The organism is Streptomyces sp. V4I8 (assembly GCF_041261225.1).
GTDB lineage: Bacteria > Actinomycetota > Actinomycetes > Streptomycetales > Streptomycetaceae > Streptomyces.
Genome location: NZ_JBGCCN010000001.1, coordinates 1,685,874 through 1,709,182, shown reverse-complemented (window position 1 = coordinate 1,709,182; position 23,309 = coordinate 1,685,874). Strand labels below are relative to the sequence as shown.

General features: G+C 71.8%; 19 protein-coding genes. 8 read left to right on the top strand and 11 right to left on the bottom strand.

Annotated features, from left to right (window positions below; genetic code table 11):
- Positions 1-57 precede the first annotated feature (57 nt).
- From ABIE67_RS07660 to xylB, 4 genes are all read right to left on the bottom strand, one after another.
- Positions 58-1,335, bottom strand: a complete 1,278-nt coding sequence (locus ABIE67_RS07660) for a GAF domain-containing protein (protein WP_370255483.1) — start codon at positions 1,333-1,335, stop codon at positions 58-60.
- A 138-nt stretch (positions 1,336-1,473) separates the two neighbouring features.
- On the bottom strand, positions 1,474-2,076 hold the full coding sequence (locus ABIE67_RS07655; protein ID WP_370255479.1) for an N-acetylmuramoyl-L-alanine amidase: 603 nt from the start codon (positions 2,074-2,076) through the stop codon (positions 1,474-1,476).
- A gap of 942 nt (positions 2,077-3,018) precedes the next feature.
- A complete protein-coding gene (locus ABIE67_RS07650; RefSeq protein WP_370255474.1) occupies positions 3,019-4,227 on the bottom strand; it encodes an ROK family protein in 1,209 nt (402 codons plus the stop codon).
- Positions 4,228-4,241: 14 nt separating this feature from the next.
- A complete protein-coding gene (xylB, locus tag ABIE67_RS07645; protein WP_370255469.1) occupies positions 4,242-5,687 on the bottom strand; it encodes a xylulokinase in 1,446 nt (481 codons plus the stop codon).
- A 202-nt stretch (positions 5,688-5,889) separates the two neighbouring features.
- On the opposite strand from xylB, the gene xylA reads away from it, so the two are divergent.
- Positions 5,890-7,056, top strand: coding sequence for a xylose isomerase (gene xylA, locus ABIE67_RS07640; protein WP_370255464.1), 1,167 nt, complete (start codon positions 5,890-5,892; stop codon positions 7,054-7,056).
- A 465-nt stretch (positions 7,057-7,521) separates the two neighbouring features.
- Positions 7,522-7,779 (top strand): hypothetical protein, encoded by a 258-nt coding sequence (locus ABIE67_RS07635; RefSeq protein WP_370255459.1) that lies wholly within the window; start codon positions 7,522-7,524, stop codon positions 7,777-7,779.
- Positions 7,780-7,987: 208 nt separating this feature from the next.
- Here ABIE67_RS07635 and ABIE67_RS07630 read toward each other — a convergent pair whose 3' ends face one another.
- Both ABIE67_RS07630 and ABIE67_RS07625 read right to left on the bottom strand, forming a co-directional pair.
- The gene (locus ABIE67_RS07630; RefSeq protein WP_370255455.1) at positions 7,988-9,277 is read right to left on the bottom strand and encodes an SWF or SNF family helicase; all 1,290 of its coding nucleotides are present in this window, start codon (positions 9,275-9,277) and stop codon (positions 7,988-7,990) included.
- The gene (locus tag ABIE67_RS07625) at positions 9,274-12,153 is read right to left on the bottom strand and encodes a DEAD/DEAH box helicase (protein WP_370255453.1); all 2,880 of its coding nucleotides are present in this window, start codon (positions 12,151-12,153) and stop codon (positions 9,274-9,276) included. The genes ABIE67_RS07630 and ABIE67_RS07625 overlap by 4 nt, the downstream gene beginning before the upstream one ends.
- Positions 12,154-12,707: 554 nt before the next feature.
- Between ABIE67_RS07625 and ABIE67_RS07620 the strand changes: the two genes are divergently transcribed.
- Both ABIE67_RS07620 and ABIE67_RS07615 read left to right on the top strand, forming a co-directional pair.
- A complete protein-coding gene (locus tag ABIE67_RS07620; protein WP_370252085.1) occupies positions 12,708-13,952 on the top strand; it encodes an IS110 family transposase in 1,245 nt (414 codons plus the stop codon).
- Between the two features lie 125 nt (positions 13,953-14,077).
- Positions 14,078-14,260 (top strand): hypothetical protein, encoded by a 183-nt coding sequence (locus ABIE67_RS07615; protein WP_370255448.1) that lies wholly within the window; start codon positions 14,078-14,080, stop codon positions 14,258-14,260.
- A gap of 3 nt (positions 14,261-14,263) precedes the next feature.
- Here the strand turns inward: ABIE67_RS07615 and ABIE67_RS07610 are convergent, their stop codons facing one another.
- The 4 genes from ABIE67_RS07610 to ABIE67_RS07595 all read right to left on the bottom strand — a co-directional run bounded on the left by ABIE67_RS07610 (position 14,264) and on the right by ABIE67_RS07595 (position 17,818).
- Positions 14,264-15,658, bottom strand: coding sequence for a tannase/feruloyl esterase family alpha/beta hydrolase (locus ABIE67_RS07610; RefSeq protein WP_370255443.1), 1,395 nt, complete (start codon positions 15,656-15,658; stop codon positions 14,264-14,266).
- 182 nt (positions 15,659-15,840) lie between these two features.
- Positions 15,841-16,716 (bottom strand): hypothetical protein, encoded by an 876-nt coding sequence (locus tag ABIE67_RS07605; RefSeq protein ID WP_370255439.1) that lies wholly within the window; start codon positions 16,714-16,716, stop codon positions 15,841-15,843.
- Positions 16,717-16,850: 134 nt separating this feature from the next.
- Positions 16,851-17,180, bottom strand: coding sequence for a hypothetical protein (locus ABIE67_RS07600; RefSeq protein ID WP_370255436.1), 330 nt, complete (start codon positions 17,178-17,180; stop codon positions 16,851-16,853).
- 113 nt (positions 17,181-17,293) lie between these two features.
- Positions 17,294-17,818, bottom strand: coding sequence for a PadR family transcriptional regulator (locus ABIE67_RS07595; protein ID WP_370268314.1), 525 nt, complete (start codon positions 17,816-17,818; stop codon positions 17,294-17,296).
- A gap of 130 nt (positions 17,819-17,948) precedes the next feature.
- On the opposite strand from ABIE67_RS07595, the gene ABIE67_RS07590 reads away from it, so the two are divergent.
- Complete coding sequence (locus ABIE67_RS07590) at positions 17,949-18,704, top strand: alpha/beta fold hydrolase (RefSeq protein ID WP_370255432.1); 756 nt, start codon at positions 17,949-17,951, stop codon at positions 18,702-18,704.
- Positions 18,705-18,708: 4 nt separating this feature from the next.
- Here ABIE67_RS07590 and ABIE67_RS07585 read toward each other — a convergent pair whose 3' ends face one another.
- Complete coding sequence (locus ABIE67_RS07585; RefSeq protein ID WP_370255428.1) at positions 18,709-19,317, bottom strand: class I SAM-dependent methyltransferase; 609 nt, start codon at positions 19,315-19,317, stop codon at positions 18,709-18,711.
- A 143-nt stretch (positions 19,318-19,460) separates the two neighbouring features.
- Here ABIE67_RS07585 and ABIE67_RS07580 point away from each other — a divergent pair, with 143 nt between their 5' ends.
- From ABIE67_RS07580 to ABIE67_RS07570, 3 genes are all read left to right on the top strand, one after another.
- Entirely contained in the window at positions 19,461-20,234 is a 774-nt protein-coding gene (locus ABIE67_RS07580) for an MHYT domain-containing protein (RefSeq protein WP_370255422.1), read from the top strand.
- A 67-nt stretch (positions 20,235-20,301) separates the two neighbouring features.
- Positions 20,302-22,857, top strand: coding sequence for a nitrate- and nitrite sensing domain-containing protein (locus tag ABIE67_RS07575; RefSeq protein WP_370255418.1), 2,556 nt, complete (start codon positions 20,302-20,304; stop codon positions 22,855-22,857).
- The gene (locus tag ABIE67_RS07570; RefSeq protein WP_370255411.1) at positions 22,854-23,291 is read left to right on the top strand and encodes a roadblock/LC7 domain-containing protein; all 438 of its coding nucleotides are present in this window, start codon (positions 22,854-22,856) and stop codon (positions 23,289-23,291) included. The genes ABIE67_RS07575 and ABIE67_RS07570 overlap by 4 nt, the downstream gene beginning before the upstream one ends.
- Positions 23,292-23,309: the final 18 nt, after the last annotated feature.

Here is a 23,309-nt window from a genome sequence, read left to right as displayed (position 1 = left end):
TCGCCGCGAGGCTAGGGACGGTGACGTTGCAAGTACGTTGCGCGGGCCGGGGTTCGGTCAGTGCGCCGGGCGGTGCTGCCAGGCGGGCGGCGCCGACAGTTCGTTCTCCAGCGCGGCCAGCCGCGACCGTACCGCCGACGTCGGGCGCACCGCGGCGAGTGCCCGCCATACGTCGAGGTCGTCCTCGCCCCACGGTGCGTGCGCCCAGTCGGCCAGCAGGTCGGGATCGCGGCGGGCGATCAGCGCCGTACGGAGACCGTCGGCGAGGCGGCGCCTGAGCCGCACCACCGCCGGCGCCTGGGAGCCGGGCAGCAGCGGGCCGGCGTAGGCCATGGCTGCCCCTGTGACCGCACCGGTCTCCAGGCGACGTTCGACGACCGCCACATCCGACTCGACCGGCACCGTGAGCCGGTACGGCCGCGAACCGAACAGCCCGGGGCCGAGGATCCGGCGCAGACGTGCCAGCTCGGCGCGCAGGGTCACGGGCGTCACCGACTCGTCCTCGTACAGCGCGCACAACAGCTCGTCACCGGTCAGACCCTCGGGGTGGCGGGCCAGCAGCACCAGGATCTCGCTGTGCCGGCGGCTGAGCCTCACCTTTCGGCCGCCGACGAGCAACTGCGCCTCGTCACGGCCCAGTGCGCACAGTTCGGGCGCGTCCGCGGCGGGCAACTGCGGGGTGAGCAGCGCCAGATGGGACTCCGCCGCCCGCGCGACCGCCTGCACGAACCCCAGGCTGTGCGGATGCGCGAGCCCGTTCCCGCCGGTGATGTCCACCGCCCCGAGCACCCGCCCGGTGCGCGGATCGTGCACCGGCGCCGCCGCACAGGTCCAGGGCTGCACCCGGCGGATGAAGTGCTCGGCCGCGAACACCTGTACCGGCCGGTCCACGGCGACCGCGGTACCCGGCGCGTTCGTCCCGACCGCGGTCTCCGCCCACCGCGCTCCGGGCACGAAGTTCATCCCTCCTGCCTTCCGCCGGGTCGTCGGATGGCCCTCGACCCACAGCAGCCTGCCGTGCGCGTCGCACACCGCGAGCAGATGCTCGCCGTCGGCGGCGAACGTGCCCAGCAGCTCCCGGAACAGCGGCATCACCCGCGCCAGTGGGTGCTCCGCGCGATAGGCGCCGAGATCACTGTCCGCGAGCTCTACGCTCGCCGTCCCGTCCGGGCCCACCCCGGCCCGCGCGGAACGCCGCCACGAGTCGGCCACCACGGCACGCACCGGCTTCGGCACGGTGCCCGCCTCGGTGAACGTCTCATGCGCACGACGCAGCACCCGTACACGCTCGGCAGGGTCGGCCCCCGGCTCCAGGGCCACCCATGGATCGCTCAACTCGGCCTCCCCGGAAGGCGATGCGGCTGGGGACATCGTCACTCCGGGTGCGCACTCGGACAACCTTTTCGACCCGGCTCACCCGAAGGCATGGGCACCTCCGGAGGGGCCATGCGAACCCTGCGAACCATGCGCACCTCAGACGCCGTTCACCAGTCGTATGTAGCGCGTCCAGTCCCAATGCGGGCCGGGATCGGTGTGGTCCGTGCCCGGCACCTCGTAGTGCCCGATGATGTGCGCGCGGTCCTTCGGTATGCCGTACCTGGTGCAGATGGCCGCAGTGAGCCGGGCGGACGCCTCGTACATGACATCGGTGAAGTAGACGGACCGGGCCACCCAGCCCTCGTGCTCTATGCCGATGCTCCGCGTGTTGTGGTCCCAGTCCCCGGCGTGCCACGCGATGTCCGACTCTCGAACGCACTGGGACGTGTGCCCGTCGGCCGAGCGGACGACATAGTGGGCGGACACCTTCTTCTTGGGGTTCTCGAAGAGGAACAGGGTTTTGGTGTAGATGGTCTGTGTCATGTGGATGATCACCCGGTCGATCGGATGGGTCACAGGACGGTTCGCCGCCGTGTAGTTCGCTGGGGTCGCCGGCCGCCACTCGGCGAGCGGGTGGTCCGGTCCAGGGACATGTGCGCCGGCCCGCCATTCGGGGAGGAGGGCATAGGGGACGGCTGCGAGTGCGGTGCCTTGGAGAAGTCGCCGTCGGCTGGGGCGGCGTGGTCTTTCGCGTTCCAAGAGGGAGATTGCCTTTCAGGGGTGAGGTCGGCCGGAGGCTCGGCGCAGCGTCGTCGCCGTTCCCGCGGACGCGCGTGCACTCCACGGTGCGTGTCGCGTGCCGGGAGCCATTCCTTGCGGATCTTGGCCACACATGTGTAGTTGGTGTCGCAGACGTTGACCGGCGGCGACTCGACGGCCCGCGGCGCGAACTGGTACGCGTCCTGCGACGGCCGGGCCGAACCCGTCGCGATACGCGCCACGGGCGGTGCGCCGCCGAACGTCCAGGCGTACTCGCCGGGCCTGGGCCGCACGGTGAGGATCCGGGGGTCGCTCATCGCCGCACAGCTCCGTTCTGCGGAAGGCCGGCGGGGAGGGGGCGTCGAGACGGACACGGGCGGTCGCGGCTGTGGGCCCGGGATGACACCACGTCGACACGACCTGCTCCACGGCTCCCGGCGCCATGGACGTCTCGCCCTGGAACGGGGACGCCCTGGAGCGGGCGTGACGCCCTGGAACGGGACCTCCCGCGACCGGATGCGTCGTACCGCAGCCTTGCGGCTGGCTGCCCAGCCGTTTCCCCCGACATCTGAATCCCCCTTGTTACGGTGATGCGCCCCGCGTGCTGTGACACGACGGCTGCGCCTCGCGTGAATCACGGTACGGCGCCGACAGGTTGGGCAGAAGAGCGAGCCGGAGTTCCGTGGACAGCCGCGGGATTGTGGATAACTCGCTCACTCACACGAGTGAACTCGGCCTGGACGCAGGTCTGTTCCCCCTGCTCAGACCCTTTCCGCGCCCGGATTCAGAGCCATTCCCCGCCCGGATCAGACCCGTTGTGCGTCCGAAGCCAGGCCCATTCCCCGTCCCGAACGGACCCGTTGCGCGTCCGCAGCCAGGCCCGTTCTCCGCCCGGTCAGACCCGTTCCGCGACCGCAGCCTGGCCCGTTCCGCGCCCCGGATTCAGACGCGTTCCGCGACCGCCACCGGATCGTCGAGCACGCTGCGCACCACCGAGTGAGCGGCCCCCAGCAACGGCCCCTCCGGGCCAAGCCGCGACACGGACACCGGGCAGGCGGGCCCGGCGGTGCGGCGGTCCAGCTCGGCCTCCAGGGAGGGCAGCAGCCACGGCGCGAGCCCGGCCAGCGCGCCGCCCAGCACCACACTCTCCGGGTCCAGCAGATTGACCGCGCCCGTCAGCGCGATGCCGAGCGCCGTTCCCGCGTCGCGCAAGGCACGCCGTACATCCTCGTCCCCCTCGGCGGCACGCCCGGCGAGCAGCCCGACGCGGTCCTCGCCCGGCTCCAGTCCGGCCGCGCGCAGCACCGCCTCCTCACCGGCGTACTGCTCCAGACACCCGCGGCCCCCGCAGGGACATTCGGGTCCGTCCGGCTGGACCGGCACATGCCCCAACTCGCCCGCGAAACCATGCGTTCCGCGCAGCAGCCCTCCGTTCACCACGACCGCCGCACCGATGCCGATCTCCGCCGACACGTGCAGGAAGTCATGGGGAGTGCCGTCGCCGAGCCAGAGCTCGGCGAGGGCGCCGAAGTTGGCCTCGTTGCCCACGGTCAGCGGGAAGTCCGCGGGCAGCAGTCCGCCGAGGTCCGTGTCACGCCAGTCGAGGTTCGGGGCGCGCACGACCGTGCGGGCGTCCCGCGCCACCAGACCCGGTACGGCGATCGCCAGGCCGGCGGGCCACAGCCCCTCCTGCTCGGCCTCGGCGACGACTCGGCGTACCAGCTCGCCGAGTTCCTCGATCACCGGTTCCGGGGCCCGGCCCCGGTTCGTGCCGTGCCGCAGCGCCCTGGACCGCACCTCACCGCGTAGATCGACCGCGCAGACGGCGAGATGGTCGACGCCGACCTCCGCCCCGATCCCGGCCGGACCGCGCCCGCTGACGGCCAGTGCCGACCCGGGACGTCCCACCCGGCCGGGCCGCTCGGGACCGAGCTCCTCCAGGAGTCCCGAGCGGATCAGCTCGTCGACGAGCGTGGACACCGCCGCGCGGGTCAGCCCGATCCGGGAGGCGACGGCGGCACGCGAGAGGGGACCCTCGGCGCTGACGGTGTGCATCACCTTGGCGAGGTTGCGGCGGCGCATGCCCTGCTGGGTGTTGGGCAGCGCGCGCCCGGAGCCGGAAGGGTGGGCCTCGTGCAGCGGTGCGGTCATGCCTCCGTCAGTCCTCAGTGCGCCTCGGGGCTCCGCTCCAGCAGCGGGGCCGCGTCGGAGAGTACCCCGCTGATCCTGGCCAACGTCTCCTCGTCCCTCTCCACGGCGTCGAGCACCGGCCCGCGCGTGGTGTTCCAGCGCCGGGCCACCGCGGCCGGATCCTCGCCGGTCAGCAGGCCTGCCGCCTGGGCCGCGGCGCCCAGCGCGACCAGCTCCTTGGCCTCGGGGACCTGCACCGGCCGCCCCGACAGCCGGCGCACGGTCTGCTGCCACGCCGTGCCCCGGGCGCCACCGCCGATCAGCAGCAGCGGTGCCGAGCGGTCCGCGTCCTCGTCCAGGACGAGGTCCAGCGCGCCGAGCAGCGCGTGGACGGCACCGTCGTAGGCGGCCTGCAGGAGCTGACCGGCGGTCGTGTCGTGGCGCAGCCCGTGCAGGAGGCCGGAGGCGTTCGGCAGGTTCGGGGTGCGTTCGCCGTCCAGGTAGGGCAGGAGCGTGAGGCCGGTGGTCGGTTCCACGGCCTCGCGGTCGAGGCCCAGCAGGGTCGCCAGGCGGTCGACGGCGAGTGTGCAGTTCAGGGTGCAGGCCAGCGGCAGCCAGTCGCCGTGCGCGTCGGCGAAGCCCGCCACCGTGCCGGTCGGGTCTGCGGGGCGCCGCTTCGACACGGCGTACACCGTGCCCGACGTGCCGAGGCTCAGCACCGGCATGCCGGGACGCAGGCCGAGACCCAGCGCGGCCGCGGCGTTGTCGCCGGTGCCGGGCGCGACCAGGGTGCCCTTGGAGAACGGCAGGTCGTGGCTGTCGCGCACGGTGCCCGCCACCTCGCCGGACCGGACCACGCGGGGCAGCATCGCCGGGTCGAGCCCCACATGCGCGAGGATCTCCTCGTCGTACGACTCCGTCCCCGACGCCCACCAGCCCGTGCCGGAGGCGTCGCCGCGGTCGGTGGTGCCCTGCCCCGTGAGACGTTCGGTCAGGTAGTCGTGGGGGAGGCGCACGGCCTTGGTGGCCCGGACGGCCTCCGGCTCGTTCTCCGCCAGCCAGGCCCACTTCGTGACCGTGAAGGAGGCGGCCGGGACGGAGCCGGTGCGCTCGGCCCAGAACTTCGCGCCGCCCAGCTCCTCGGTCAGGCGGCGCGCCTGCGGCGCCGAGCGCACGTCGTTCCACAGCAGCGCCGGACGCACCGGCTCGCCCCGGTCGTCCAGTGTGACCAGGCCGTGCTGCTGCCCGCCGATCGACACCGCGGCGGCCTCGTGTGCCGCGTCGCCGCACTGGCGCAGCGCCTCGCACAAGGCGTCCCACCACTGGCGCGGGTCGCTCTCCCGGCCGGCTCCGGAGGACACGGTGTGCGGTGCCTGGCCGCTCGCGACGACCTGCCCGGTCGAGGCGTCGACGACCAGCGCCTTGGTGGACTGGGTGGACGTGTCCACGCCGACGACGAGCGGACCCTCGGCTGCTGACATCGGGCTCTCCCTTTTCCACGGCTCTACGGGATCTGACCTGCTGTTTCGAGGGTGCCCGGAGTGTCACGAACCGGACCTCACCCCTTCAGGGACATCTTGTCCCTTCCCAGGGACGCGTGGGCATACTAATTTGTAAAGCGCCATGACGAAATAGTCGTAGCGAGTCGTAGCAAGCAGTCGTCCGTAAGCAAGGAGCCGCGGCATGAGCTACCAGCCCACCCCCGAGGACAGGTTCACGTTCGGCCTGTGGACCGTCGGCTGGCAGGGACGGGACCCCTTCGGCGACGCCACCCGCCGTGCCCTCGACCCGGTCGAGACGGTGCAGCGCCTGGCCGAGCTCGGCGCCCACGGCGTCACTTTCCACGACGACGACCTGATCCCTTTCGGGTCCTCGGACACCGAGCGCGAGGCGCACATCAAGCGCTTCCGTGAGGCCCTCGACGCGACCGGCATGAAGGTGCCGATGGCCACCACCAACCTCTTCACGCACCCCGTCTTCAAGGACGGCGCGTTCACCGCCAACGACCGCGACGTGCGCCGCTACGCCCTGCGCAAGACGATCCGCAACATCGACCTGGCGGCCGAGCTGGGCGCCGAGACGTACGTCGCCTGGGGCGGCCGCGAGGGCGCCGAGTCCGGCGCCGCCAAGGACGTACGCCTCGCCCTGGACCGCATGAAGGAGGCCTTCGACCTCCTCGGCGAGTACGTCACCTCCCAGGGCTACGACCTGAAGTTCGCGATCGAGCCCAAGCCGAACGAGCCTCGCGGCGACATCCTGCTGCCCACCGTCGGCCACGCCCTGGCCTTCATCGAGCGCCTGGAGCGCCCCGAGCTGTACGGCGTCAACCCCGAGGTCGGCCACGAGCAGATGGCCGGGCTGAACTTCCCGCACGGCATCGCGCAGGCCCTGTGGGCGGGCAAGCTCTTCCACATCGACCTCAACGGCCAGTCCGGCATCAAGTACGACCAGGACCTGCGCTTCGGCGCCGGCGACCTGCGCTCCGCCTTCTGGCTGGTCGACCTCCTGGAGAGCGCCGGCTACACCGGGCCCCGCCACTTCGACTTCAAGCCGCCGCGGACCGAGGACCTCGACGGGGTGTGGGCGTCGGCCGCCGGCTGCATGCGCAACTACCTCATCCTCAAGGAGCGTTCGGCCGCCTTCCGTGCCGACCCTGAGGTCCAGGAAGCCCTGCGCGCCTCGCGTCTGGACGAGTTGGCGCGGCCGACCGCCGCGGACGGCCTCAAGTCGCTGCTCGCGGACCGCACGGCCTTCGAGGACTTCGACGTCGAGGCGGCCGCCGCGCGCGGGATGGCCTTCGAACGTCTCGATCAGCTGGCGATGGACCACCTGCTGGGCGCCCGCGGCTGAGGCCACGCGCGCGTGCCCGACCGCGTGTGACCCGCCCGTCGAGAGACCTGGTCACACGCGGTACGGGCGGTACGGATGTTCGACCGATCTCCGCGCGGAATGTTCCGGAATCGTGTGATCCATGGCATGGCCCCGCATCAGCTCCCGCACGGGGGTCGCGTCTTGACCGGTACGAGGCGATTCTTGACGTATGGCCATGCCGCCCGTACCGCCTCAGCCGCCAGGACCGCCGGGTGACACGCCGCCTCCGGGCGGTGGCTTCGGACCGCCTCATGAGGGCTCGGCCATGGACAGGGGGCGGGAGGGGGCTATGGGCCCCCGGGAAGCCATGGAGCCCCGGGAGGCTACGGTCCGCCTCCGGGCGACAGCGGCCCGCCCACGTACGGTGGTCGGCCTCCACCGGAACCGTCCGAGGGAGGCGGTGGACCGCGGCGTCGGCGGAATCCGCTGTTCATTCTGCTCGCCGTGACAGTGACCGTCGGAGCCGTCGTAGCAGTGGTCCTGATGGCCTCGGGGAGTGACGACTCACCCGACGAGAATCCGTCCGCCGAGAGCACGAGCAGCTCGCCCAGGCCGTCCTTCAGCATCCCGACCGAACTCCCCAGCAAGCTGCCCACCGAACTGCCGACATCACTGCCGTCCGGGTTCCCCTCGGAGCTGCCGAGCGGCTTTCCCAGCGACTTCGAGTCGCTCTTCCCATCGCTGGCGGACGAGCTGCCGTAGGGACGGCCCGATCCGAGCACAGTTGGGAAGCGCCACGCGCGCGTAACGCTCGGTGACAGCCACGCGCGTGTGCCGGGCGTTTGAGTCGGCCGTCAGATCCCGCGCGGCAACCGCACGTAGATCACCGACGTCTCCACACCGCTGTCGACCAGCCCGCCCTCGGCGTCGAACGCGCCCTCGCCGTCCGTCATCCCCCTCACCACAGGTCTCACCGCTGCGCCTCCTCGGCCGCAACGTCCGCCGAGGCCAGTGCGGTTGCCGGATCGTGCGCGGGGCCTCCTGCGGGCACCCAGCGGCTGCGTTCCCTGCGGTACGGCCACCAACGTCCGTCCGGGCCCAGGCGCAGTTGCCTTGGTGCGCCGACGACCGTCCACCGGTTGCCCTTCGCCCGCAGCGACGGCCGTTCGTCCTCGTCCCAGGCCGACTCCAGAGCGGCACGCGCGCGTGCGAGGGTTTCGCCGTCCACGCTCCACTCGTCCTCGAGTACGGACAGCGCGGCGACACCGCCGAGGTGCCAGGCATGTACGGCGATCTCCAGCCCTTCTCTGCCGCGTCCCGACCCATCGGCCAGCCGCTCCGCCATCTCGGCGACGGGGCTGCCTGCCGCGAGACGTACCGCATCCTGTTCGAGCGTCAATCGCGCTTCGGTGACGGGTTGTTCCGGACCGATCCGCAGTGCCTCCGCGAGCATGCGGTGTGCGTCCGCAGCCGTCCGGGCAGCCAGGAACTCCAGGGCGGCCGGGTCGACGCCGGGTGCGGGAGGCGTCTCGGTGTCCAGGGACGGCGGTATTCCCGGCTCGGTCGGCAGCTCGGGCAGGGCGGGCAGCGGCGGCAGGATCTCGCCGGTCGCATACGCCTCCGCGGCGTCCACGCCGTCCGGTTCGGGTGACGACGCGGACAGCTCGGCCGCCGCGTCCGCGGGGGCCGCGCTGCGGGCCTGGAGGTCGTCCAAGAGGTCGCGTTCGCCCCGTCCGCGCATCAGGAGCAGGACGAAGGGATCCTGGTCCAAGAGGAGCGCCACCTGGTAGCAGAGAGCCGTTGTGTGCCCGCAGTGGTCCCAGGCGCCGCAGCCGCACTCCGGCTCCAGATCGCCCATGCCCGGCAGCAGTTCGATGCCTGTGGCAGCCGCGTCCTCCACCAGGTGCGGCGGCATGTCGCGGTCCAGCAGCGCCGCGACGTGCCCGGACCGTTCGACGGCCATGTCCAGAAAGCGGTCCCACTGTTCGCCGGTCAGCTCCTCCAGCAGCACGTCGGCCCGGTGCGCCGTACGGTCGCGGCCCTGTACGACGGCCGTGATACGCCCCGGGCGTACGGACACCGCGCCGACCGCTCCCGCGCGCGCGAGCCTGCGGCCCGCCTTGAGCTGCCCGGAGTCCAGCGCCGTCTCCTCCAGCGCCTTCAGCCAGGCCTGGCCCCACCAGGTCCGCGCGAACCCGCGCCCGTGCGCGGGCGGCAGCGCGGCGAACGTGCGCTCCAAGTCACCGTCGTGTCGAGTCATCGGGCGCCCCCTCGTAGTTCCACCAGATCGGCCAGCTCCGCGTCCGTGAGCTCGGTGAGTGCCGCCTCGCCGGCGCCGAGCACCGCGTCGGCCAGCTCCCGCTTGCGGCTCAGCATGTCGGCGATACGGTCCTCGATGGTTCCCTCGGCGATCAGCCGGTGCACCTGCACGGGCCGGGTCTGGCCGATGCGGTATGCGCGGTCGGTGGCCTGTGCCTCGACGGCGGGGTTCCACCAGCGGTCGTAGTGCACGACATGCTCGGCGCGGGTGAGGTTCAGGCCGGTGCCCGCGGCCTTCAACGACAGCAGGAAGACGGGTACTTCACCGTCCTGGAAACGCTGCACCAGGGTCTCGCGTTCGGCCACGGGTGTTCCGCCGTGCAGGAACTGCGAGGGCATACCGCGCGCGGACAGGTGCTGTTCGATGAGGCGCCCCATGCGCACGTACTGGGTGAAGACCAGGACGCTCGCCCCCTCGGAGAGGATCGTGTCGAGCAACTCGTCCAGCAGCTCCAGCTTTCCCGAGCGCCCGGCGATCCTCGGCGGCTCCTCCTTGAGGAACTGCGCCGGGTGGTTGCAGATCTGCTTCAGGCCCGTGAGGAGCTTCACGATCAGACCGCGCCGCGCCATGCTGTCGGCTCCGGCGATCTCCGCGAGCGTCTCGCGGACCACCGCCTCGTACAGACCGGCCTGCTCGGTGGTGAGGGACACGGCACGATCGGTCTCCGTCTTCGGCGGGAGCTCCGGTGCGATGCCTGGATCCGACTTGCGCCGGCGCAGCAGGAACGGGCGTACGAGCCGGGCGAGACGCTCGGCGGCGGCCGGGTCCTGGCCGCTCTCGACGGCCTGGGCGTAGCGCCTGCGGAAGGTGCCCAGGCGGCCCAGGAGTCCGGGTGTCGTCCAGTCGAGGATCGCCCAGAGCTCCGACAGGTTGTTCTCCACGGGGGTGCCGGTGAGCGCCACGCGCGCGCGTGCGCCGATGGAGCGCAGCTCCCGCGCGGTCGCCGAGTACGGGTTCTTCACGTGCTGGGCCTCGTCCGCCACGACCATGCCCCACGGCACGTCGGCGAGGCGGCGCGCGTCCAGGCGCATAGTGCCGTACGTGGTGAGCACGAACTCCCCGTCCGCCACCGAGCCCAGATCACGCCGTGACCCGTGGAAGCGGCGCACGCGCGTGCCGGGCGCGAACTTCTCGATCTCGCGCTGCCAGTTGCCCATGAGGGAGGTCGGGCACACCACGAGCGTCGGTCCGGCGGACGAGGCGTCGGACTGCCGGTGATGATGCAGCGCGATCAGGGTGATCGTCTTGCCGAGGCCCATGTCGTCGGCCAGACAGCAGCCCAGGCCCAGGGACGTCATCCGGGCCAGCCAGCTCAGGCCACGCCGCTGGTAGTCCCGCAGCGTGGCGGTGAGGGCGGCCGGCTGGCCCACCGGCTCCTGGCCTTCGGGGTCCGTGAGCCGTTCACGCAGCGCTGCCAGCCAGCCCGTGGCCCGGACCTCGACCTGGCGGCCGTCGACCTCCGTGGAGCCCGTCAGCGCGGCGCCGAGCGCGTCGATGGTCGTCACCTTGTGGTCCTGCTGCGCGCGGGCGCGGCGAACCTCCTGAGGATCGACGAGGACCCACTGGTCGCGCAGCCGGACCACCGGGCGGTTCGCCTCGGCCAGACGGTCCAGCTCCTCGCGCGTGAGCCGCTGGTCGCCCAGCGCGAACGACCAGTTGAAGGCGAGCAGCGCGTCGGCGGACAGGAAGGACGGCGTGTCGGAGAAGGCCCTGCCGGGCGTGGACTCGTCGTCCGGCGGACCGATCACCGCGCGGGCGGTCAGCCTGTGGGCCAGCTCCTTGGGCCAGTGGACGTCGACGCCGGCTCCGGCGAGAGCCGCAGTGCCCTCTTGAAGGAGGTCGGTCACCTCGTCGTCGGCCAGTTCCACCGCATCCGGCACGGCTGCGGAGAGCAACGGCGTGAGAGGCGTCCAGGCGCGGGCCGCGCGGCGCAGTGCCAGCAGGGCGTCCATCCGCGCGCGTGGGCCGAAGGCGCCGGATCCCGCCCACACGTCGGCGGCGTCCGCGACCAGCGTCGGATCACTCACGCTGTGCATCTGCAGCACCGCCCGGAACGACAGCCCCGCGTCGTCCTGCGTCGCCGCGGCGAGGCCGGGGGCCTCGAGCCGCAGGGAGAGCCGTACGCCCGCGTCATGGCCCGCGGCGACATCCGCGGCCCACGCGCGCTGATCGGGCATGTGCTGCGGCTCCTGCGCGGCGTAGGCGGGCCCGCCCGTCACGAGCGCCGCCGCGGGGGAGCGGGGAAGGGTGTCGGCGACCGCGTCCAGGAAGGCGCGCAGCAGCCCCTCCGGGTCCGGCAGCCGCAGCGGCCGAACGCCGTTCAGCGGCAGGGCGTGCGCTTCGGGCGGCATGGCTGCGGCGAGGGCGCGGACGCGTTCGACGTCCTCCGGTCGCAGGGGACCGGCTCGCCAGGCGTCGTGGTCGTCCGCCGAGAGGCCGGGCAACAGCAGTCCACGTGCCACGAGCTGCAGGGCCAGGACGGTGGCCGCGCCCCAGAAGACGCCAGCTCTGGGCGACTGCGCGGAGGTACGCGCGTGCGTGAGCACAGGCAGAGCGGCACGCACGGGGAGCAGAACGGCCGGCACTCTCACCAGCGCGACGCCGTCGCCGCCGTCCACGCCGCCGTCCACGTCGTCGTCGGGCAGTGCGACGGCCAGCTCCTCCACGGATCCGGACGCGCTGAGCGGAACGGCGCCGCCGTCCGCTCGCCAGAAAGCGACCCGGCCGGTGCGGGCCGGATCACCGGGGACGAAGACGGCACAGCAGGAGGCCAGTTCGGAGATCTCGGACGGTGGTGCGTCGGGAAGCCTCGGCACAGCTCTGCAGCACTCCTCAAATTTGACTACTGCGGTCGAGTGGCCGAGGGTACAACACTCCGATGGCGGCCGGGCATGACGGCTTGGTGACCTGGGTCACTCCTCGGTTGCCGGGGTATCTGCCTTGTGCGGACCCCGGCACGTCGAACGCACATGGCGGGCACGGGAAGTCGGTGACCAGTAGGGGCCGCACCTCAGGGTCGTCTCAGGGTCGCGGTCCGGAACCGTGGGAAGCGCGGACCCGTTTTCAGGTCAGCGATCCAGCGCACCTTCGGTGCGCGCCGGGGGCGTGGTAAATGCCGTGGCGCGCGCCGGAGGTGCTTCTTGTGTGCCCTGCCGTGGATTGATGCCGGTCCGGGACACTGGAGGGGTTCGTTCCGGCCGAGACCGATGCCTCTGTGATGCCGGTGAGCTCGCAGGTCAGCGTGGTACTGGGGGCCTTCCACGGGCACCGTGGAGTGTTGCTGTGAGCACGAGCGTCAGAATTCCTGTTTCACCCTGGCCCTCCCGGAACGGCGTGCAATGCACTGGGCGCCGGGGAGGGAGTGGGATCCGTGGACGTGCTGCATGAACGCTGCGCGGGGCTGGACATCAGCAAGAAGGACGCGAAGGCGTGTGTCCGCACGCCGAGCACGAAGCGCCGGGGCTCGTTCACCAACGAGACCACGACGTGGGGATCGACGACGCACGCGGTCCTGGCCCTGCGCGATCACCTGCTCGCCGCGAACGTCACCCTCGTGGTCATCGAGGCGACGTCGGACTACTGGAAGCCCTACTACTACGTGCTGGCCGAAGGCTTGAACGTGATCCTGGTCAACGCCCGGCAGGTCAAGAACCTGCCCGGCCGCAAGACCGATGTCTCGGATGCGGCCTGGCTGGCCCAGCTCGGCGCCCACGGCCTGGTGCGCGCCTCGTTCGTGCCCGAGCAGCCGGTGCGCGAACTACGGGATCTGACCCGGGCCCGCACCCAGATGACCCGTGAGCGCGGCCAGCTCGTCCAGCGGCTGGAGAAGCTGCTGGAGGACACCGGCATCAAGCTCGCCGCGGTCGCCTCCGACATCATGGGCGTCTCCGGCCGGGCCATGCTCGAAGCCCTGATCGCCGGGGAGCGTGACCCGCAGCTCCTCGCGGAGATGGCCAAGCGCCGGCTCCGCAACAAGATCCCCGAGCTCACCGAGGCCCTGACCGGCCGCTTCCGTGACCACCACGCGTTCCTGGCCCGGCTGTATCTGGACCAGTACGACCAGCTCACCGATGCGATCGACCGGCTCACCGCGCGGATCGAGGAGGCGATGGCCCCCTTTCGCCCAGCCCTCGACCTGCTCGACACCATCCCCGGGATCAACCAGGCAGTCGCCGAGGTGATCATCGCGGAGACCGGCGGCGACATGAGCCGGTTCACCTCCGCCAAACATCTCGCCTCCTGGGCGGGTGTCTGCCCCGGCCACAACGAGTCCGCCGGCCGCACCAAAACCACCAAGGTCCGCCCCGGCAACCCCTACCTCAAGGGCGCCCTCGGCCTGGCAGCGTTCGGCGCGGTGAGAACCAAAAACACCTATCTGCAGGCCCGTTACAAGCGGCTGACCGCCCGCCGCGGTCCGCTGCGGGCCCTGGTCGCGGTCGAGCACTCGATCATCACCGCGATCTGGCACATGCTCACCGACCACGTCCCCTACCAGGAACTCGGCGGCACCTATTTCACCCAACGCGACCCCGAACGCGCCACCCGCCGAGCGATCACCTCACTCAACCAGCTCGGCTACACCGTCACCCTCAACCCGATCGAAGGCGCAGCCTGACCACCCATGACCAAGCGCCCGGCGGCCGCGACGACCACCGGGCACCCAGCCCTGCCCAGACCCACCCTGACCTGGACCTATTTACGCGTCAGAGAGCGGCAGTGGCCGCGAAGGAGGCGACGCACATGTCGAAGAACGCGAAGATCGCCGCAGGAGGTGTGGCGGCCGGTCTCATCCTGTTGATCTGGCTGCCCTGGTGGGCCGCGCTCCTGATAGTCCTGGGAGTCCCGGCCGCCGCGTACCTCGCGCTCGACCCGTCACAGCGGCGCAGGCTGCGCCGCGTCTCGCGCAAGGAAATCGGTCGCTGACCCTCACCCGGCCGCCCTCGCGACCGGGCTGGACAGCGAGCAGGAGTTGAGCACACCGCCGCTCGCGGGCCTGCCGACGGTATGGTCCGCGGGCGGTCGGGTGTCTCGCTCCACCCATGAGACCAGCGCGTCGAAGGCCGACCGGTAGCAAGGCAGGATCGGCCGGAGCCGATCCGGATAGGTGTCGTACAGGCCGTCGACATGAGTACCGCCGGCGATCGTGAAATAGCGGTGCAGCGGTCCCCGACCGCTCGCGTCGATCATGCGGGCGTACACGTCCGAGTCGGCCGCCTTCGGCAGCAGCGCGTCCAGATCGCCGTGCAGCGTGAGCAGCGGCCGGCCGATGCGGCCGGTCAGGGCGACGCGGGCCACGGCGCGGTGGACGGACGCCGGGCGCGACACGTAGTCGTACGAGGCATCGGACGCGCACGGTGCCAGGATCTGCTCCGGCGTCGTCCCGGCGGACGTGCCGGGGCAGCCGGGGTCGTAGGTCGGGTCGAACTCGGCGCGGTAGATCTTCTGCGTGACCCCCCAGTAGGCCTGCTCGTGGTACGGCCACAGAAACTCGGAGCCCCGCGCGAAGCCGACCGTGTACAGGTCCTCGTCCCGCGCGGAGCCGAGCATGCGTCCGACTGCCGTGGGCAAGGAGGTGAGCAGGTTGGGACCGTCCGCGGTCCAGAGCGCGCCTTCCCAGTCCACGCCGCCGTCGTACAGCTCGGGACGGTTCTCCAGCTGCCAGCGGGTGAGGTAGCCGCCGTTGGAGATGCCGGTCATGTACGTACGGCGGGGAGCGTGCCCGTAGCGCTGGGCCACTGCCTTGCGGGCGGCCCGGGTGAGCTGAGTGGTCCGCGTGTTCCACTCGGCGACCGCGTCACCGGGCCGCCTGCCGTCGCGGTAGAAGTCGGCGCCGTTGTTGCCCTTGTCGGTCGCGGCGTAGGCGTAACCCAGCGCGAGCACCTGGTCGGAGATCGCTGCGTCCGTCGCGTACTGCCGACGGGTACCGGGGGCTCCGGTGACGACCAGTCCGCCGTTCCAGCGGTCCGGCAGCCGGATCACGAACTGCGCGTCGTGACGCCAGCCGTGAGTGGCGTTGAAGTGGGAGGAGTCAGGGAAATAGCCGTCGATCTGAAGGCCGGGAACCCCGGCCGGTGTCCGGGTTCCCCGGGCCGTCAGTCCTGCCTGGTCGGCCATGTCCGTGTAAGGCGTGCCGGCGAGTACCGCCGTGGTGAGATCCGCGAGGCAGGCGCTCTGCTGGTAGGCCGCGCCGGGCACCCGTACACGCTCCTGCCCGGCGCAGTGCTGCTCGTCAACTGCCGTGGCCGTCACCGGAGTCGGCCGACTGAGGGCGCCTGCCAACAGCACGGCGGTGATGAACGGAACACCTCGGGACAGGCGCATGACGGCCTCCTGGCAGCGGGGACGGGGGCACATGAGAGAGCGGAGCCGTGAAGGCTGCCTCATAGTGCGGTCCCGGCCGCGTGCCATCCATGGGCTGGGGCCACATGGGGCACCGCCGCCAGATGGGGCCACCCAACACCGACCCGTCCGTCGAGCCGGTGCCCTGCCGCCGAACGCGCAGCTCAGCTGGGGCGTACGGCCATCTTGTCGAGCGCCTCCAGCAGCCCGGGCAGCTCCGGCCCGCGGCCCACCGGCAGGACCTCGCCGGGCTCGTCGTCGAGGAGCACGAACGCGATGTCGTCGGTCCTGGCCACGAGCGACCAGCCGGGGCCGTCCGCGCGCAGGGTCCGGGCGTCGCCGGGGGCGAAGGAGGACCGGACGCGACCGAGGGGCGGCGGGGAATCCACGTACGCGCGGGCCTCAGCGAGAACTCGCCGGATGCCGCCGTGGCCGCCTTGGTCCCCGCGTCTCTCGCCCCCCTCGGTCCTTTCGCCTTCACCTTCGCTCGCGTCCGCGCCGTCGGCGGCGCCTTCCGCCCCTCCGTCCCGCGTCGCGAAGTCGGTGTCGGCGATCTGCTCGCGCCAGATCGCCCATTGCAGTGCGATTTCGTCGGCGCCCAGGCGTCGCTGGGCCGGCCCCCACACGCTCGTGTCCGGCGGAGTCAACGGCGGACCGTCCGCCACCTCGGGGTCGGGGTCGTGCGGTTCCGGCACGTTGGGGGCGGCGACGGCGACCGCGAGGGGCCACCCGGGCAGGGCGGCCACGACCGTGCGTTCGTCGGGCGACAGGTCGTACTCCATGCCGCAGTCCCAGGACGCGATGGCGACGGCGACCAGGGAGACGTCGTCGATGACGACCGTCCACCGGGCTCCGTCGCCGTCCTGCCCGATCACCAGGCCGTATCCGTCGGCGAGCGGTGCGAGGCCGAGCGCCGCGCAGGCCTCCGGGTAGTCGTCGCCCAGCACGCTCGGGAACTTCGCCGGCGTCAGCAGCACCGCCGTGAGCACGTACAGCGCGTCGTCCGCGGCGGCGACGGCATCCTCGTCCGTCCCGGCCATCCCAGCCTCCCCATCGGTTCGTCCATCGGCGCGCACCCTAGTGCGACCGGAAGCCGCTTGTCACGACTCCCCGGCACACCCGAGCTGCAGCTTTCCGACTGGTCGGGGCGAATCGACCGAGATCGTCCACGCTGTCAGGCCGCCGGGAGCCCGAGGAGGGTCCGGGCGACGGTCTGCGGCGACTCGTCGCGCTCCCGGGCCAGTGCGATCACGGCCCGGCACGCCAGCTCGCTCACCCCGAACGACAGCGCCTCCGGAGACACCCAGCCGGCGGCCTCGTCGATCTGGTCCTGGTCGTCCTCCGCGCAGGCCGACACATACACCGCGGCGGCCTCGAACAGATTGTGCGTGCGCTTGTCCTTGTGTGTGTGCTTGTCCGTGTTCGTGCTCTCCCCGTGACCGTCCTCCTCCGCGCGCGAGGAGCCGAGAAATCTCGCCCACGACTTGCGCACCCTGTCCCACATACTGTCCGCCTTCCCCCTGCGTGGCTGATCCCATTGATCGTCCATCTTCCTCTATTCAACGTAGAGTTGGAGCTTCGGCGACAGAAGGGGGCGGCGCGGTGAAAGGCTTCCCGTCAGCCGTCGAGTGAGGCGATCGTCTCGCGCAGCCAGGTGAGTTCGGCCCGGGAGGTGGCCCGCGCGATGGTCAGGATGCCGCGTCGGAAGGGATCGTCCAGCTCCTCTGCGGGCAGCGGCCGGTCACCGTCGTAGAAGAAGCTCGCGGGCTCTTCGAGGAAGGTCAGCCGACGCCTCAGCACGGAGGCCTGGGCGGCCGGGTCGTTCAGGTGCCGTAGGAAGGCGAGCACGGTGAACCACCGGTTCTCGTCGCTGATGTCACGCGGGTCGGGTTCGGCGAGCCTGCGGCGCAGGTCCTGTCGGCCCGCTTCGGTCAGCGTGAGGACATGACGCGGAGCGGCCACTGAACCGGGTTCCGTGGCACGGGCGAGCAGGCCCGCCTTCTCCAGCCGTTTGATCGCGGGATACAGCGTGCTCTCGGCGACCGGCTTCACGTGTCCCATCAGCGCTGTGAGGCGTTTGCGCAGCTCATAGCCATGGAGTGGGGTGGCGCAGAGGAATCCGAGGATGGCGAGCTCCAGCATGCCCACATTCTCGCTCATGGTGGTGGTACATCGACTAGAGGGTACATCGAGAATTTGATACATCGGAACCGATGTATATAGTCGAGTGGTGGCCGGCAAGTGTGGCCGGCGAGACTCCGAGGGGGGCACGTTGAGGCAGGCCGAGTTCGACGGCAAGGGCAGCTGCATCCGCTGGACGGAAGCGGCGGGGGCGGGACCCGCGCGCGTGTACGTGCACGGACTGGGGTCGATCGCCTCCGTGTATCACGCCCATATCGCCGCCCGGCCCGAACTCGCGGGCCGACGGAGCCTCTTCGTCGATCTGCCGGGCCATGGCATCAGTGACCGGCCCGAGGACTTCGGTTACCGGCTGGAGGACCACGCCGACGCCTTGGCGGCCGCCCTGGACGCGGCGGGAGAGAGCGGCACAGAGCTGATCGCGCACAGCATGGGCGGCTCAGTCGCCCTCGTGCTGGCCCATCGCCGGCCCGACCTCGTCTCCCGGCTGGTCCTCACCGAGGCCAACCTCGACGCCTCGCCTCCCCCCGCCGCGGGGAGCGCGTGGATCACGGCCTACGAGGAGGAGGAGTTCGTCGGCGGCGCGTACGCGCGCGTGCTGGACGCGGTCGGGCCGCTGTGGGCGGCGACCATGCGGCTGGCCGACCCGCGCGCCCTGCACCGCAGCGCCGTGGGGCTGCGACGAGGTTCCGAGCCGATCATGCGGGACATCCTCGAAGGGCTGTCGATCGATCGCGTGTTCCTGCAGGGCGAACTCACCGGTGAACTCCCGGGCAGGGCGGCTCTGGAGGCGGCCGGCGTGCGCGTGGTGACCGTGCCCGGTGCCGGCCACAACGTCATGCTCGACAATCCGGACGCCTTCGTGGCGGCCGTCGCCGGGCAGGGCTGAGACGTCAGGACTCCCGTACGGCCAGCACCAGGAAGCGGTCGTCCTCGTCGACGTACGACGTCATGCGCCACCCGGAACCGGCCAGCATCGGCCGGAGATTGGGCTCGGCCCGCAGGTCGCCCGGGGTGATCTGCCGGCCGTGGCGTGCCGCGAGTGCCGCCCTGCCGATCGGGTGGAAAAGAGCGAGCATGCCGCCGCGGCGCACCACGCGGGCCAACTCCCGCAGGTTCTCGGCGGGATGGGGCAGGTGCGCGATGAGGCCGGCCGCGAACACGGCGTCGAGCGATTCCGGCCGCAACGGCAGCGCGGCCACGTCGGCGAGCAGCAACTGCCCGTCGGCGCCGCGTCCGGCCCGTACGGCAGCCTCCAGCATGGCCGGGGTCAGATCGGCCCCCAGGACCACTCCTGAGGGCCCCACGGCGGCACGCAGCGGCGGCAGGGCGCGTCCGGTGCCGCAGCCCGCGTCGAGCACACGGTCCCCCTCGTGCAGCCCGAGTTCGGCGACCGCGGCCGCGAAGGTGGGCCCGTCGCCGGGGAACTTGCTGTCCCAGTCGGCCGCGCGGGCCGTGAAGAACTCCTGCACATGCGTGTGGTCGTCGCTCATGTTCCGCATGATCCCTCACCGGCAGGGATGACGCCGCTGTGCACACGTTCGAGCGTGACGCGATCGTTCCGCTGCATCTCTGTGTCATATTCCAACAGCTTTCGAAATGCGCCCCCTCCGTGCGCCCCTGCCCCGGCTAGCGTCCCGGAGCCATGGGACACCTGGACCACGCAGCCCTCGGCTGGCTGACCCCCGTGCTGTCGTACGTGATGGCGTGCATAGGCGCCGCGCTGGGGCTGCGCTGCACCGTCCGCGCGCTCGGCGCCACCGGCCGGTCACGCCGCAACTGGCTCATCACCGCCGCCTCGGCGATCGGCACCGGCATCTGGACCATGCACTTCGTGGCCATGCTGGGCTTCAGCGTCAGCGGCACCGACATCCGCTACGACGTACCGCTCACCATCGTGAGCCTCCTCGTCGCCATGGCCGTCGTCTGCGGCGGCGTCTTCGCCGTCGGGTACAGCCGTGACCGGACCCGCGCGCTCCTCCTCGGCGGGCTCGCCACCGGACTCGGCGTGGCGAGCATGCACTACCTGGGCATGGCCGCCGTACGACTCCACGGCGCCGTCCGCTACGACCCCGTACTCGTCGGACTCTCCGTCCTGATCGCCATCGTCGCGGCCACGGCGGCCCTCTGGGCGGCGCTCAACATCAAGTCGCCCGTCGCCGTCACCATCGCCTCGCTGATCATGGGCGCGGCGGTCAGCAGCATGCACTACACCGGGATGTTCGCGGTCAGCGTGGACGTCACGCCCCTCGGTGAGGTCCTGCCCGGGGCCACGGCGATGCAGTTCATCTTCCCCCTCGCCGTCGGTCTCGGGTCCTACCTCTTCCTGACCTCGGCCTTCGTGGCGCTGTCGCCCACCACAGGGGAGCGCGCGGCGTCCGCGTCGGCTCAGGGATCGGCCGAGAGCGCCGTCGGCTAGCGACGGGTCCGGACCGGCGACGGCCCGGAACAGCACGCACCCCGAACCACTTCCGAGCGAGGAGGCCATGCGTACACCCCGTAGGACCACCGCAGCCGGCGCCGAGACGCCGTCCCCGCCCCTCGTGCGCGGCCGCCGCGCCCATGCCGGACCACCGGCCGACGAAGGCCCCGAAGAGCCGCTGGACGGGGTACCCGAGGAAACACCCACGCGCGCGGAACGCTGGCGCATACGTCCGCGCACCGTCCGCGCCAAGATCGTCTGCCTGCTGATGGTGCCTGTCGTCTCGCTGCTCGCCCTGTGGGCCTACGCCACGGTGACCACCGCGCAGGACGTCTCCAGGCTGCGCCAGTTGCAGCGGGTGGACGCCCAGATCAGGACACCCGCCGCGGCTGCCGTGGCCGCCCTCCAGGCCGAACGCGAAGCCGCGGTGCGTTATGCGACCGACCCGACCGCCGGACGGAGCGACGACTACAAGAAGCTCGCGGAGGACACCGACAAGGCGGTGGCCCGGCTACGGCTCGGCGACCGCAACACCGTCGCCGACGGCGAGGAACTCCCCGCCGGAGTGGCCCGGCGACTCGAGGCCTTCGTCACCGGCGCCGAGCAACTGAACACCGTACGCAACGCGGTGCTCGACCGTCGCTCGGGCTGGGACGAGGCATACGGGCGCTACACGACGACCATCGCGAGCGCGTTCTCCGTGGGCGGTGCCCTCACCGGCATCCAGGACGCCGAACTCGGCTCCGACGCGCGCGTACTGCTCGAATTCGCCCGCGCGGGCGAGGCGTTGGCCCAGGAGGACGTGGTGCTGGACAGCGCACGCGTCGCCGGGCGCCTCGACGGAGAGCGGCTGCGGCTGTTCACCGGCGCCGTCGACACCCGCCGTACGCTCACCGAGGCCGCCGTGACCGACCTGCGCGGCCCGGAACGCGGAGCCTGGCAGCGCCTCGCCGACGGCGGCGACTACGCGACCGTGGCCGCCGTCGAGGACAAGGTCCTCGCCACCGCACCGGGTGCACGGGCGATCGACGCCGCGGCGGACGCCCCCTGGAGCAAGGCACACGCACGCGTGCAGGACGCGATGCGGACGATCGAGCAGGACGCCGGGCGCGATGTCGCGGACCGAGCCGACCCGTTCACCCGCGGACTGGTCACCCCGGCCGGGGCCGCCGTCCTGTTCGGGCTCGCCGCCGTCGCCGCCTCGCTGGTGATCTCCGTACGCATCGGCCGCGGCCTCGTCGTCGAGTTGGTGAGCCTGCGCAACAGCGCCCTGGAGATCGCCCGGCGCAAGCTCCCCGAGGCCATGCGGAAGCTGCGCGCCGGCGAGGAGATCGACGTCCGCGCCGAGGCGCCGCCCGGACCGCCCGCCGAGGACGAGACCGGTCAGGTCGGCGAGGCCCTGGGCACCGTCCACCGCGCCGCGCTCCGTGCCGCCGTGGAGCGCGCCGAACTCGCCAGCGGCATCTCCGGCGTCTTCGTCAACCTCGCCCGCCGCAGCCAGGTCCTCGTGCACCGCCAACTCAGCCTGCTGGACAGCATGGAGCGCCGCTCCGACGACCCGAACGAACTGAGCGACCTCTTCCGGCTCGACCACCTCACGACCCGCATGCGACGCCACGCGGAGAGCCTGATCATCCTCTCCGGGGCGGCGCCCGGGCGGGCCTGGCGGATGCCGGTCTCCTTGACCAACGTGGTCCGCGCGGCCGTCTCCGAAGTCGAGGACTACGCGCGCGTGGAGGTACGACAGCTCCCCGAGGCGGCCGTCATCGGCGCGGCCGTCGCCGACGTCACCCACCTCCTGGCCGAGATCATCGAGAACGCCGCCCAGTTCTCGCCTCCCCACACGCGCGTGCGCGTCACCGGCGAGCCCGTCGGCAACGGTTACGCCGTCGAGGTCGAGGACCGCGGCCTCGGCATGGGCAAGGAGACCCTCACCGAGGCCAACCGGCGCATCGAACAGTCCGAGGCGCTCGACCTGTTCGACAGCGACCGGCTCGGTCTCTTCGTGGTCAGCAGGCTCGCATCCCGGCACGGCATCAAGGTGCACCTTCGTACCTCGCCCTACGGCGGCACCACAGCGGTCGTCCTGCTGCCCACAGCCCTGCTCCAGAGCGCCGCGGCGGAACGTTCCGGCGAGAAGTCGGCGGCTGCCGATCGGCCCGCCGAGCGCGAGTACGCGCGCGTGCCTGCCGCCGATCGGCACCAGGAGTCCGTGCATGCCGTCGCAGACCGGCGTCAGGAGTCCGTGCACGCCGTCGCCGACCGGCCCGCGCTGGTGGCTCCCGCACCGGCGGCGGCGGAGACCGAGACCGACACCCCACCCCCCGGAGTCACCACCTTGCGACTGCACCGCCCTCCGGACGACTCCGAAGCCTCCGAGGACCTCCCACGCCGCGTACGGCAGGCGAGTCTCGCCCCCCAACTGCGCGAGGGGCGCCACGAGGAACAGCCGGGAACGGCCGCCTCCCGCGACGACGAACGGCGCACCCCCGAACTTGTCAGGGACCGCATGGCGGCCTATCGCGACGGCTGGGCGCGCGGCGGCGGCAGGCAGCCCGGCCGCGCCCGCACGCCCGATTCCACAGCGCACAGCGACAGCAGCGAAGGAGACCTCGCATGATCCAGGATCCGAGCATGAGGGCCGCCCAGCGGTCCGGCGAACTCGACTGGCTGCTGGACGACCTGGTGGTGCGGGTGAGCGAGGTGCGGCACGCCGTGGTGCTCTCCAACGACGGGCTCGCCGTGGGCGCGTCGACCGGACTCCGTCGTGAGGACGCCGAGCACCTCGCCGCGGTCGCCTCCGGGTTCCACAGCCTGGCCAAGGGAGCGGGCCGGCACTTCGGCGCCGGCGGGGTGCGTCAGACCATGGTGGAGATGGACGACGCCTTCCTGTTCGTGGCGGCCGCGGGCGACGGCTCCTGCCTCGCCGTCCTCACCGCTGTCACCGCCGACATCGGACTGGTGGCGTACGAGATGGCACGGCTGGTCAAGCGCGTCGGCGAACACCTCTACACGCCGGCGCGCGCCGCCGCGCGGCCGCCCGCCGCGGGATGAGCCGGAAGGGGTCCGCGC

Coding starts and splice junctions, on each gene's coding strand:
- ABIE67_RS07650 (WP_370255474.1), bottom strand. CDS start 4,227: ATGACCGCACCGCTGCACGAGGCCCACCCTTCCGGCTCCGGGCGCGCG.
- xylB (WP_370255469.1), bottom strand. CDS start 5,687: ATGTCAGCAGCCGAGGGTCCGCTCGTCGTCGGCGTGGACACGTCCACC.
- xylA (WP_370255464.1), top strand. CDS start 5,890: ATGAGCTACCAGCCCACCCCCGAGGACAGGTTCACGTTCGGCCTGTGG.
- ABIE67_RS07630 (WP_370255455.1), bottom strand. CDS start 9,277: ATGACTCGACACGACGGTGACTTGGAGCGCACGTTCGCCGCGCTGCCG.
- ABIE67_RS07615 (WP_370255448.1), top strand. CDS start 14,078: ATGTCGAAGAACGCGAAGATCGCCGCAGGAGGTGTGGCGGCCGGTCTC.
- ABIE67_RS07610 (WP_370255443.1), bottom strand. CDS start 15,658: ATGCGCCTGTCCCGAGGTGTTCCGTTCATCACCGCCGTGCTGTTGGCA.
- ABIE67_RS07605 (WP_370255439.1), bottom strand. CDS start 16,716: ATGGCCGGGACGGACGAGGATGCCGTCGCCGCCGCGGACGACGCGCTG.
- ABIE67_RS07600 (WP_370255436.1), bottom strand. CDS start 17,180: ATGTGGGACAGGGTGCGCAAGTCGTGGGCGAGATTTCTCGGCTCCTCG.
- ABIE67_RS07595 (WP_370268314.1), bottom strand. CDS start 17,818: ATGCTGGAGCTCGCCATCCTCGGATTCCTCTGCGCCACCCCACTCCAT.
- ABIE67_RS07585 (WP_370255428.1), bottom strand. CDS start 19,317: ATGCGGAACATGAGCGACGACCACACGCATGTGCAGGAGTTCTTCACG.
- ABIE67_RS07580 (WP_370255422.1), top strand. CDS start 19,461: ATGGGACACCTGGACCACGCAGCCCTCGGCTGGCTGACCCCCGTGCTG.
- ABIE67_RS07575 (WP_370255418.1), top strand. CDS start 20,302: ATGCGTACACCCCGTAGGACCACCGCAGCCGGCGCCGAGACGCCGTCC.
- ABIE67_RS07570 (WP_370255411.1), top strand. CDS start 22,854: ATGATCCAGGATCCGAGCATGAGGGCCGCCCAGCGGTCCGGCGAACTC.